The organism is Streptomyces glaucescens (genome assembly GCF_002154375.1).
Classification (GTDB): Bacteria; Actinomycetota; Actinomycetes; order Streptomycetales; family Streptomycetaceae; genus Streptomyces; species Streptomyces glaucescens.
The window spans coordinates 1-10,456 of sequence record NZ_MUND01000528.1 but is presented as its reverse complement, the minus strand read 5'-3'; the positions used below and the strand labels follow the sequence as shown (position 1 = coordinate 10,456).

Genomic DNA, 10,456 nt, shown 5'->3' with positions numbered 1-10,456 from the left:
CGACGAGATCAGGGCGGCGATGCGGTTCGCCTTCGAGCGGCTGAAGATCGTGGTGGAGCCCAGCGGCGCCACCCCGCTCGCCGCGTTGCTCTCCGGCCGCGTCACGGACCTGCCGCACCGCGTCGGTGTGATCATCTCCGGCGGCAACATCGGCACGGAGCGATTCGCGCGGCTTGCCGGGGGCCGCGCGGGCAGTCAGTCCGCGGTGGGGGGCCGTCAGTCCGCGCTGCCCCCGGCAAGCCGCGCGAATCGCTCCGTGCCGATGTTGCCGCCGGAGATGATCACACCGACGCGGTGCGGCAGGTCCGTGACGCGGCCGGAGAGCAACGCGGCGAGCGGGGTGGCGCCGCTGGGCTCCACCACGATCTTCAGCCGCTCGAAGGCGAACCGCATCGCCGCCCTGATCTCGTCGTCGCTCACCAGGACGATCTCGTCGACCAGCCGCCGGTTGACGGAGAAGGTCAGCTCGCCCGGCGTGTGCAGGGCCTGGCCGTCGGCGATGGTGCGCGGCACCGGGATGCTGACCCGTCGGCCCGCTTCCAGTGACCGCTTGGTGTCGTCCCCGGCCTCCGGCTCGACACCGATGATCCGGATTCCGGCCCGCAGGCCCTTCGCCGCGGTCGCGCTGCCCGCGATCAGCCCGCCGCCTCCGACCGGGGCGACCAGGGCGTCCAGCTCGCCCGCCTCCTCCAGCAGTTCCAGTGCCGCGGTGCCCTGGCCGGCGATGATGTGCGGATGCTCGTAGGGCGGGATGACGGTGAGCCCGCGCTCGGCGGCCAGCGCCTCCGCGATGGCGACGCGGTCGCCGGTGTAGCGGTCGTAGGTGACGATCTCGGCGCCGTAGCCCGCGGTCGCCTCCCGCTTGGAGGCGGGCGCGTCCTCGGGCATGACGATCACCGCGGTAGTGCCCAGTTCGCGGGCGGCCAGGGCGACGGCCTGGGCGTGGTTCCCGGACGAGTACGCCGCGACGCCCCGGGCCAGTTGCTCCGGCGTCAGCCGGGAGATCGCGTTGTAGGCGCCGCGGAACTTGAACGCGCCGACCCGCTGGAAGTTCTCGCACTTCAGCAGGGTCTCCGCGCCGACCAGGGCGTCCAGGGTGCGGGAGCGCAGCACCGGAGTGCGGTGGGCGACGCCCTTGAGCCGCGCGGCGGCCGCGCGGACGTCGTCGAGCGTGACCGGGTTGGGGGCGATCGTCACGGGTGTCCTCCCTGGGACGTCGGGTCGGCCGTGGCTCTGGCCTGGGAGAGATAGCTGTAGGCGGAGGCGCGGGAGATGCCGAGGCGGGCGGCGACCTGCTCGACCGCGCGGCGCACCGCGAAGACTCCGTGCTCGTCGAGGCTGCGGAACAGTTCCAGACGGCGCTCGCGGTCGAGGCCGGCCCAGTTGTGGTGCTGCAGCAGCCGGTGGGTGTCGAGGATGACGTCCACGACGGAGTCGATGTCGTTGCCGAAGGTGGTGACCGGCGTGTGCGCGGGATCCGTGCCGAGGCCGGCGAGCCCGCCGAGCAGGGCGTGGGTCCGGTGGACGGCGGTGACGTCGAGGTTGACGCACAGGGCGCCGAAGACGGCGCCCGTGGAGTCCCGCAGCACCATCGTGGACGACTTGACCAGGTCGCCGGAGCGGGTGCGGGTGAGGTAGTTCAGTTCGTCGGCGGCCTCGTCGCCGCGGGCGAGGACCCGCATGCCGATCTCGCTCATCGCCCCGCCCACCGCCCGCCCGGTCACCGAACCGGCCACGGCGACCACCGACTTCTCCGGCCGCCGGTAGTCGTGGAGCACCACTTCGCACAGCGGCCCGAACGTCGCCACCAGCCCGTCGACGACCGGTCCGAGCGCGCCGATGATCGCATCCCGCTCGGCATCCAGGTCCTGCGTGGCCACACACCCTCCTGGACTGGAAATCCAACCTTTGGACTTTCAGTCTAGACCCAGGGCGGGGCGTCACCGCAAGAGGTTTCCCGAGAAGGACGCGGCAGCCGTCAGGTACGCCGGGTCAGTCGTCGCTCGACACCCAGCGCAGCACCGCGGCGGTCACGGCGTCACCGAGGGAGCTGATGGCGTTCACGGCGAACTGGTCGCCGGGGCGTGGCGCGATGCCGCGGATCGTGAGAGCGGCGTGCAGGTCCAGGCGGCGCCGGTCGGCGGGGCTGAGCGGGGCGCCCACGCGGGCGGCCGGATTCGGGGGCGGCAGCAGGTAGTCCCCGTCGAGATGGTCGGGTCCGGCCGAGCCGTACGGGTCGCAGACGGGCCAGGCGTCCATGGCCGGGACGAGCGTGTCGCTGTGGGTGTGCACGGCGGTTCTCCCTCACTCGGGGCTGTCTGTCTGCCCCTTGAGGTCGCGGGACCCGCCGTCGCGGTTGCGGTACCGCCCGACGATCCCCCGAATGCCGCAACAAGTCATAAGAGGCCGGTTTGTAACTCGATGTTCGGTTCATCGCCGGGCTCGGGTGGGAGGTGCTGTTCGGTTCTCCGTGCCGGAGAAGAGCGCGAGGCGGCCCGCCAGGGCTTCATCAGGAGCCTCAGTGTCGTCGCCGGTTCCCCGGCTGGGCTGCACCCTTGACCTCAACCTTGATTGAGGCGCAACACTCGGCGCATGGAGATCACAAAGAGCAGCACCATTCTCTTCCGCAATACCATGCGCATCACGGACGGTCACCTCGACGGTTTCCGGCGCGCCATCGCGCAGGCGGTGGCATTCGCTCAAGAGCACGGCCCTCAGCTCATGGTCGAGGTCTTCATCGACGAGGAGCGGATGCTGGCGCACAGCTTCCAGCTCTACCGCGACTCCGATGCCATCCGCGCCCACTGGCGGCTCTCGGATCCGTACATCCGCGAGGTAATGGAGCACTGCACCGTGCAGCACTTCGAGATATTCGGTGCACCGGACCATGACATCGTGGCGGCTCTCAAGACCCCCGATGGCGAATCCTTCCCCTTCGTCGTCTCGCCGCGCCTCGCCGGCTTCAACCGTCTCGGGACGCCCGGCTTGGGTGAATCACACGCTTAGCGGGGTTCATGATTCTTTGAGTGGATCTGCTGTCGCCTGATGGTGTGGCCGCGGGGCAGAGTCTGCCGGTCCGCGCTTGTTGGTCTGGTGCTGTTACCGGGTGAGTGAACGCAAGCCGTGCCCGAGCGACTTATCGGACGAGCGGTGGCCGTTGACCGAGCCGGTGATCACCGCGTGGAAGGACCGGCACCGCTCGGTCAGCGGTACGACGGGCGGCGGGCGATCACGGTCCTGGCCGCGGTCACGGCCAGGACCGTAGTCACGGCCAGGGCCGTAGTCGCGAGTCACCACCATGGCCACCACGGCCACCACGGCCACCACGGCCACCAGGGTGGGCGGCTCCGGCGCGGCGCCGGTTCAGGCCGGATCGTCCACGAGCCCGAACCCCTCCGGGAAGTCCTCCAGGAATTCCCGCCGGTCCGGATCCGCCTCCTCCTCCACCATCTCGCCCAGGAGATCGAGCAGTTCGCCACGCTGATCGACGGAGAGCCCACCCATGAGATGGGCGGCACCTTCCAGGACCTTGACGGCGTCGTCCGGGTCCATCTGGTCGTCCTCGCAGCCCTCGACGAACCACAGGACGTCGACCAGCGCCTCGGCCAGTGCGCGGGTCAGCGACGGATACTCGGTCATCACAACGGTCCCCCTGCTCGATCAACAGATCTCGGTTCGGACATCCCACCACACGCCTCCGACACGGCCGTCGGCGGACACCGCCGGGCACGGCCCCGGCCCGGTGCGGCACGGCGGCACGGCGGTACGAAGCGAACTCAGGAGAACGGGCTCATGCGTCGGCGGCAGCCGCCCGCACCTCAGCGGCGACCGCTTCCGCGACGCCGGCCGCCCGGTCCTGCGGCACCCCCGCCGCGATCAGGGTGGCAACCGCGGTGCCCGTGCCGTCGTCCTCCCAGGCGCCCGCGTTGACGCTCTCCAGCAGGGAGAGAATCAGTGCCTCCAGACCCGCGTTGAGCACGGCCGGCGGCAGCTGCGCGTGGAAGACGCCCTCGCCCTGCCCCCGTTCCAGGATCGCCGCGGCCTCGGCGCGTGCCGGGGACAGCACCTCGGACACCCGCTCCGGGCCGAGGTCCTGGCGCGCGAGCGCCAGCAGCAGCCGGTAGCGGTCGCCCACGGGCCAGATCGCGAGCACGAGCCGGGCGAACGCACGCTCGGGCGGCTCGGTCACCGCCGGCCGACTCGCCACCGCGTCCCGCAGGGCGGCGGAGGCCTCCTCGGCCAGCGCCTCCACGAGGGCGGCGCGGCCCGGGAAATGCCCGAAGAGGGTACGGCGCACGACTCCGGCGGCCCGCGCGATCTCCTCCAGCGTGACCTCGGGATTCCGGCCCAGTTCCTGCCGGGCGGCGGCCAGGATGCGGGCCCGGTTGGACCGCGCGTTGCGCCGCACGGGCTCGCGGGCCACGGACTTGGAGACCACGGCACAACCTCACGGACTCGCTGGGACGACGGGACGGCAGGTCATCTTCCCACGCGCCGCACCACTCACGACCGAGCCGGTGGCGAGCAGTGCGTCGCCCCGCGGGTGTCACGGCCAGCCGACAGGGCACCCGCTATTTGCACATCGACGAGCAGGTACAAGTTGCACACCTATGTGCAACAAACTAATCTGCACATCGATGGGCAATTAACTGCCCGCGGTGCCAGGAGCCGCGCCCGAGCCGCTCCCGCCGCTCCGGAAGCCGTTTTCTCCAACCCCTAGGAGCGCCCGATGCCGCTCTTCGCGCACACACCGGTCGAAAGGATGTCGGAGCCGTACCGACGGCGCTGGTGGGCGCTGCTCGTGCTCTGCCTGAGCCTGCTGATCGTGGTCATGGCCAACACCTCCCTGATCGTCGCCGCTCCCGCCATGACCGAGGATCTGCGGCTCAGCAGCAGTGACCTGCAGTGGGTGATCGACGGGTACACGGTGCCGTACGCCGCGCTGATGCTGGTGCTGGGCGCGATCGGCGACAAGTACAGCCGCCGCGGCGCCCTGGTCCTGGGCCTGCTGGTCTTCGCGGGCGGCTCGGTGATGGGCAGCCTGGTCGACGAGACGGGCCTGGTCATCGCCGCCCGCGCCGTCATGGGCGTCGGCGCCGCCGTGGTCATGCCGGCCACACTGTCCCTGCTGGTCGCGACCTTCCCGAAGCGCGAACGGGCACGGGCCATCACGGCCTGGACGGCCACCTCCGGCCTCGCCATCGCCGTCGGCCCGCTGCTGGCCGGCTGGCTGCTGGAGGACCACGCCTGGGGCTCGACCTTCCTGATCAACGTGCCCGTCGCCGTCGTCGCCGTCGTCGGCGCCTTCGTCCTCGTACCGCCGTCCCGGGCGCGGGGCATGGGCCGGATCGACTACGTGGGCGGTCTGCTGTCGATCGTCTCCGTCGGCTCCCTGGTCTACGCCATCATCGAGGGTCCGCACTTCGGCTGGGGCACCGGCCCGATCGCGGCGGCCCTGGTCGCGGGCGCCGGGTTCGTCGCCTTCACGCTGTGGGAGCTGAGGCACCCTCAGCCCATGCTCGACGTGCGCAAGTTCGCGCTGCGTCCGTTCAGCGGCTCGATGATCGCGGTGCTTTTCTTCTTCTTCGGCGCGTTCGGATCGATCTACTACGCCACGCAGTACCTGCAGTTCGTCCTCGGTCACGACGCCCTGGAGACCGGTGTGCGGCTGCTCCCGCTGGCCGGTGCCGTGTTCGCGGGCGCCGCGGTCACCGGCAAGCTGACGCCGAAGCTCGGGGTGAAGGCCACGATCGTGCCCGGCATGGTCATCGGCACCGTGTCCGTGTTCCTGCTCACCCAGATCGACAAGGGCTCGTCCTACGCCGACTTCGTGCCGTCGCTGCTGCTGCTCGGCTTCGCGATCGGGCTCAGCGTGTCCCCGGCGACCGACACGATCATGGGGTCCTTCCCCGAGTCGGAACTGGGCGTCGGCGGCGGCGCCAACGACACCTCGCTGGAGCTGGGCGGCTCGCTCGGCATCGCCGTCCTGGGCTCGTTGCTCAGCACCGCCTACCAGGACGAACTGACCGGCCTGGCCGGCGGCCGGCTCCCGCAGGCCGCCCTGGACGCCGCGAAGGAGTCGGTGGGCGGCGGTCTCGCGGTCGCCGAGCGGATCGCCGGGTCCCCGGACGGCGGCCCCCAGCAGGCCAGGGCCCTGGTGGACGCCGTGCACGAGTCGTTCGCCCACGGTGTCGCGCACACCAGCCTCGTCGGCGGCGTCATCATGGCGGCCGGCGCCCTGATCGTCCTGCTGGTACTGCCGGGCCGCCGGTCGGCCGGCCAGGGGCCCGAGGAGGCAGCGGCGGAACCCCGCAAGGAGGACGCGAAGGTCGGCTGAGCCCTCGGCCCCGCTCGGCCGACCGCCACGACCGTCGGGCGGACCGCGGCACCGGCCGCGGCCCCGGCCCGGCGGGTCGGGCGGTCGGTGGCGCTCCCAGGGGCCGGTCCGGCGGCCGCGGCGGCCGGACCGGCCGGTCAGACACGGCACCGTCACGCCCCTCGACCGGACGGTCCGAGGGGCGTGGCGGTGCGCTCGTAGCGGGATCACGGCCGGACCGTCGGCCTCTGCGCCGCCGCCGACCGGCCCGGTCCGAGCCCGCTCACGGCCGGACCGGGCGTCACGCACCCGGATCCGGTCAACCCCCGCCACCCGCGCTCAGCAGCGGCAGCCACTCACACGCCCCCGGAAAGCCGGCGGCACCCGCCGGGAGGGCGGTCAGCACGACGCGGTCGGGGCGCAGCAGCACCGCGTCCGTCCGGGCGGAGCGCAGCCAGGCGGCGAGGGTGCCGTCGTCGGCCACGCCCGTGTCCCCGTCCTCCGGGGCGCCGCCGTCGATGCGGACGACCGGTGCGCCGAGCGCCCGGGCGGTGTCCCGGACGGCGGGGCCCGGCGGGACGGCGGACAGGACCGCGAAGGAGTCGCCGAGCACCTCGTCGAGCCGGACCCGCCCGCGCCGCGTCACCACCCACGGCTGGGGCACCGGGCCGCCCGCCAGACGCCGGCCGGCCAGTCGGCCGTAGTGCACCAACGGGCCGCGGGCCAGCGCGGGGCTGAGGCCGCGCGCGGAGAGGTACGAGGTGAGGGCCGGGATCCGGCAGGCCGCGGCGAGCACGGTGCGGCGCACGGCGGCGGCCCTGTCCTGACCGCCGGTCATCGCCCAGCCGGTCGTGATCGCGAGGCGGATCATGTGCCGGGTGTGGGGTTTGCGCTCGCTCTCGTAGGTGTCGAGCAGCCGCTCGTCCGCGCCGTGCGTCAGGACGCGGGCGAGTTTCCAGGCGAGGTTGTGGGCGTCGCGCAGCCCCGAGCACAGGCCCTGCCCGACGAACGGCGGCGTCAGGTGCGCGGCGTCGCCGAGCAGGAAGACCCGGCCCCGGCGCCAGCGGTCGGCGACACAGGCGCGGAAGGTGTAGCGGGCCTGCCGCAGCACCTCGAAGCCGTCGCCGCCGTCCGGCACGTCGACCCAGGGGGCCACCAGCTCACGCAGGTCCACGGGCGCCTCCCCCACCCTGAACTCCCAGCGGTAGCGGTCCTCGCCGATCCGCATGAAGGTCCCGGGTCGCGCCGGGTCGCACACCTGGTCGACACCTTCCCAGGTCCGAACCGGCAGGCGGGTGCGGACGTCCACGACCGTCCAGGTCTCCTCGAACCGCAGGTCCTCCCATACGGCGCCGATGGCGCTCCTGGTGAGACCGCCCGCGCCGTCGCACCCCAGGACGGCGTCCGCCCACAGCCGCTCCGGCTCGCCGCCCGCCGTGTCGCGCACCGTGACCAGGACCCGGCCCGGCGGGCCGCCGAGCGCCGCCCGCCCGCGCTCGTGTTCGGCGGCGTGCTCCACGGCGAGGACCTCCACCCCGCCCCGCAGTTCGCACTCGGGGTGGCGGGCCAGGGCGGCGCGCAACAGCCGTTCGAGGTCCGGCTGGTCGAAGAGGGTGGTCTGCGGGAAGCCGTGGTGGCCGTGCGGATCGTCGCGCCGGAACTCGGCCATGACCCGGTGCCGGGGGTCCAGCAGCCGCAGGCCGTTGGCGGGTCGGGCGAGGGACGCGAACTCCTCGTGGACGCCCGCCGCCTGGAGGATCCGGCGCACCTCGTCGTCCATGGCGACGGCACGCGGCAGCGGGTAGACGTCCCGGTGGCGTTCCAGGAGAACGCTGCGCACGCCCCGGCGGGCGAGCAAGATCGCGGCGGTGACGCCGACCGGGCCCGCCCCCACGATGACCACCGGGGTGACGCTCGCCGCGTCGCGCGCGGCGGCCTGATTCGTGTTCATGCGCGGCTCACTTCGCGTTCCGTACGGCTTGGTCGCGGAAAGTTGATGAAAGCATCAGTGTTGATCTGATGTCACGTCAACGCATGTGCGGAGATCCTTGAGGAAACCATCAGGACTGTGGGCCGTTGTTAAACTCGGGCGCATGCCGACGTCAGCGCCGCCCGCCAACCGGTTCGAACGCCGCCGTGCCGCGACCCGGCAGGCCCTGATCCGGGCGGCCCGGCAGATCCTGGCGGAGTCCGGGGACACCGGCGTGAGCATCCAGACGATCGCCGACCGCGCGGATGTGGGCTTCGGCTCCTTCTACAACCACTTCGAGTCGAAGACCGCCCTCTTCGACGAGGCGGTGGCCGACGCCCTCGACGAATACGGCCGGACCATCGACGAACGGCTGGACGGCGTCGACGACCCCGCCGAGCGGATCGCGTTCGGCATCCGGCTCAGCGCCGCCATGGCCGACACCCACCCCGAGATCATGCGCATCCTGCGCCACCGCGGACTCGACCACGTCCGCTCCGAACGGGGCCTCGCGCCCCGCGCCCTCGGTGACCTCCGGACCGGCGCTGCCTCCGGCCGCTTCACCTTCGAAGACCCCGAGATCGCCCTCTCCGCGCTGGGCGGCAGCCTGCTCGCCCTGCTCGATCTGCGCCTCGGCCGGCCGCACCGCGACAGCGAGGAGGCCGCGCGGACCATGGCCGAGCTGATGCTGCGCATGCTGGGCGTGCCCGCCGACGAGGCCCGCGGGATCGCCCACCGCCCGCTGCCCGATCGAGGCTGACCCCGGCCCATCCCCCCCCGACGGCGGCGCGACCTCCACCGCCAACCGGCTGACCTGCGACTGGACGGCCCGACAGGCGATTGTCAGTGCCCGGTGTCACGCTGGGTCCACACAAGGACCACGGAAAGGCGTCACCGGCATGATCACCACGGATTTCGCTCCCGGCTCCCCCTGCTGGCTCGACCTCGGCGCCCCCGACGTCCGGGCCGCCGCGGCCTTCTACGGCTCCGTGCTCGGGTGGGACTACGAGTCCATGGGCGAGGGCGAGGACATGGAAGGCGGCATGTTCCGCAAGGACGGCAAGATCGTGGCCGGGCTCGGCAAGCTCACCGAGGAGGGCGCCCGCTCGGCCTGGATGATCTACTTCTGCGTCACCGACGCGGACGCCACCACCCAGGCGGTGCGCGACGGGGGCGGCACCGTGCGGGTGGAGCCGAGAGAACTTGACGAGTGGGGCCGCATGGCGCAGTACAGCGACCCGCTGGGCGGCCAGTTCGCCGTCTGGCAGCCGGGCACCAACAAGGGCGTGGACCTGGTCGACGAGCCCGGGTCGCTGTCCTGGACCGAGCTGTACACCAGCGACGCCGCCGGCGCGAAGGAGTTCTACGGCGGCGTCCTCGGCTGGCGGTTCAGCGACATGGAGCTGCCCGGCGGCGGAGGCACCTACTCGATCATCACGCCCGCCGGGCAGCCCGAGGAGCGGATGCACGGCGGTGTCATGGAGCTGCCCCGCGGGAACCTGGCCCTGGCGAACGGGCGGCCGTACTGGCACCCGGTCTTCCACGTCGAGGACTGCGACGCCGCGGTCGCCGCGGTCACGCAGAACGGCGGCAGTGTGCAGATGGGGCCGGAGGACGCGGAGGGCGTGGGCCGGCTGGCGGTCTGCCTGGACCCGGCGAACGCGGACTTCGTCGTCCTCACCCCGGCCCGGAGCTGATCCCGGGCCCGCGCACCGCTGCGGAGGTGCCCGGCGGCCCACGGGTGTATGCAGGTTGCATGGGGCCTCGACCATGGAGCGGCGGCCGTCGCGTACCAGGGGAGCCGCATCGCGCTCTGCTGGCGATGCCCCTCGGGCTCATTGCCGTCGTCACGGTGGGCGACATCCTCGCTCCCGCCGAGGTGCATCTCGGCCCGTTCCTGGCCGCGGCGCCCGCCGTCACCGCGTCCTTCGCGGGGCCGCGCACCACCGCCTGCGTCGGCGCGCTCGCCGTGCTGGCCCAGTCCGTCGTCGCGGTCGTACGGACCAGTCTCACCGACCTCAACCACAGCCTGCAGGTCACCGCGCTGATCCTGATCTCGGTGTGCGTCACCTTCTTCGCCCACCTCCGGGAGCGGCACGAGAAGCAGCTGACGCAACTGCGCGCCGTGGCCGAGGCCGTGCAGCAGGTCGTGCTCAGGCCGCTCCCGGAGG

At 72.5% G+C, this 10,456-nt stretch carries 10 protein-coding genes and 3 pseudogenes; 7 read left to right on the top strand and 6 right to left on the bottom strand.

Translation table 11 applies throughout. The annotated features are described in order from the left end of the window. A pseudogene (locus CCN42_RS44930) lies at window positions 1-190 on the top strand (pyridoxal-5'-phosphate-dependent protein); the annotation flags it as partial. Between the two features lie 26 nt (window positions 191-216). Here CCN42_RS44930 and CCN42_RS30630 read toward each other — a convergent pair. From CCN42_RS30630 to CCN42_RS30620, 3 genes are all read right to left on the bottom strand, one after another. Beyond that, a complete protein-coding gene (locus tag CCN42_RS30630; protein ID WP_086740502.1) occupies window positions 217-1,197 on the bottom strand; it encodes a threo-3-hydroxy-L-aspartate ammonia-lyase in 981 nt (326 codons plus the stop codon). Continuing rightward, window positions 1,194-1,880 carry a helix-turn-helix transcriptional regulator gene (locus CCN42_RS30625; protein ID WP_086172686.1) on the bottom strand — a complete coding sequence of 229 codons (687 nt, stop codon included), beginning with the start codon at window positions 1,878-1,880 and terminating at the stop codon, window positions 1,194-1,196. The genes CCN42_RS30630 and CCN42_RS30625 overlap by 4 nt, the downstream gene beginning before the upstream one ends. Before the next feature lie 112 nt (window positions 1,881-1,992). After that, on the bottom strand, window positions 1,993-2,292 hold the full coding sequence (locus tag CCN42_RS30620) for a hypothetical protein (RefSeq protein ID WP_245877535.1): 300 nt from the start codon (window positions 2,290-2,292) through the stop codon (window positions 1,993-1,995). 300 nt (window positions 2,293-2,592) lie between these two features. On the opposite strand from CCN42_RS30620, the gene CCN42_RS30615 reads away from it, so the two are divergent. Both CCN42_RS30615 and CCN42_RS44925 read left to right on the top strand, forming a co-directional pair. Beyond that, window positions 2,593-3,006, top strand: a complete 414-nt coding sequence (locus CCN42_RS30615) for a hypothetical protein (protein ID WP_086740500.1) — start codon at window positions 2,593-2,595, stop codon at window positions 3,004-3,006. Window positions 3,007-3,106: 100 nt separating this feature from the next. Then, a pseudogene (locus tag CCN42_RS44925) lies at window positions 3,107-3,190 on the top strand (IS5/IS1182 family transposase); the annotation flags it as partial. A 173-nt stretch (window positions 3,191-3,363) separates the two neighbouring features. On the opposite strand, the gene CCN42_RS30605 reads toward CCN42_RS44925, so the two are convergent. Both CCN42_RS30605 and CCN42_RS30600 read right to left on the bottom strand, forming a co-directional pair. Next, window positions 3,364-3,639: a hypothetical protein gene (locus CCN42_RS30605; protein WP_086172685.1), complete on the bottom strand. Its 276-nt coding sequence runs from the start codon at window positions 3,637-3,639 to the stop codon at window positions 3,364-3,366. A 151-nt stretch (window positions 3,640-3,790) separates the two neighbouring features. After that, window positions 3,791-4,438: a TetR/AcrR family transcriptional regulator gene (locus CCN42_RS30600; RefSeq protein WP_086740499.1), complete on the bottom strand. Its 648-nt coding sequence runs from the start codon at window positions 4,436-4,438 to the stop codon at window positions 3,791-3,793. A 291-nt stretch (window positions 4,439-4,729) separates the two neighbouring features. Here CCN42_RS30600 and CCN42_RS30595 point away from each other — a divergent pair, with 291 nt between their 5' ends. Continuing rightward, window positions 4,730-6,337, top strand: coding sequence for an MFS transporter (locus CCN42_RS30595; protein ID WP_086740497.1), 1,608 nt, complete (start codon window positions 4,730-4,732; stop codon window positions 6,335-6,337). Between the two features lie 298 nt (window positions 6,338-6,635). Here CCN42_RS30595 and mhpA read toward each other — a convergent pair whose 3' ends face one another. After that, entirely contained in the window at window positions 6,636-8,267 is a 1,632-nt protein-coding gene (gene mhpA / locus CCN42_RS30590) for a bifunctional 3-(3-hydroxy-phenyl)propionate/3-hydroxycinnamic acid hydroxylase MhpA (RefSeq protein ID WP_086740495.1), read from the bottom strand. A gap of 142 nt (window positions 8,268-8,409) precedes the next feature. Between mhpA and CCN42_RS30585 the strand changes: the two genes are divergently transcribed. The 3 genes and pseudogenes from CCN42_RS30585 to CCN42_RS30575 all read left to right on the top strand — a co-directional run. Continuing rightward, a complete protein-coding gene (locus CCN42_RS30585) occupies window positions 8,410-9,045 on the top strand; it encodes a TetR/AcrR family transcriptional regulator (protein ID WP_086740494.1) in 636 nt (211 codons plus the stop codon). A 139-nt stretch (window positions 9,046-9,184) separates the two neighbouring features. Continuing rightward, window positions 9,185-9,982 (top strand): VOC family protein, encoded by a 798-nt coding sequence (locus CCN42_RS30580; RefSeq protein ID WP_086740492.1) that lies wholly within the window; start codon window positions 9,185-9,187, stop codon window positions 9,980-9,982. A 125-nt stretch (window positions 9,983-10,107) separates the two neighbouring features. Further along, window positions 10,108-10,456, top strand: a pseudogene (locus tag CCN42_RS30575) (serine/threonine-protein phosphatase); the annotation flags it as partial.

What these genes read in the sequence shown, in the direction of transcription:
- CCN42_RS30595 (WP_086740497.1), top strand. Translation starts at nt 4,730, where the DNA reads ATGCCGCTCTTCGCGCACACACCGGTCGAAAGGATGTCGGAGCCGTAC.
- mhpA (WP_086740495.1), bottom strand. Translation starts at nt 8,267, where the DNA reads ATGAACACGAATCAGGCCGCCGCGCGCGACGCGGCGAGCGTCACCCCG.
- CCN42_RS30585 (WP_086740494.1), top strand. Translation starts at nt 8,410, where the DNA reads ATGCCGACGTCAGCGCCGCCCGCCAACCGGTTCGAACGCCGCCGTGCC.
- CCN42_RS30605 (WP_086172685.1), bottom strand. Translation starts at nt 3,639, where the DNA reads ATGACCGAGTATCCGTCGCTGACCCGCGCACTGGCCGAGGCGCTGGTC.
- CCN42_RS30580 (WP_086740492.1), top strand. Translation starts at nt 9,185, where the DNA reads ATGATCACCACGGATTTCGCTCCCGGCTCCCCCTGCTGGCTCGACCTC.
- CCN42_RS30615 (WP_086740500.1), top strand. Translation starts at nt 2,593, where the DNA reads ATGGAGATCACAAAGAGCAGCACCATTCTCTTCCGCAATACCATGCGC.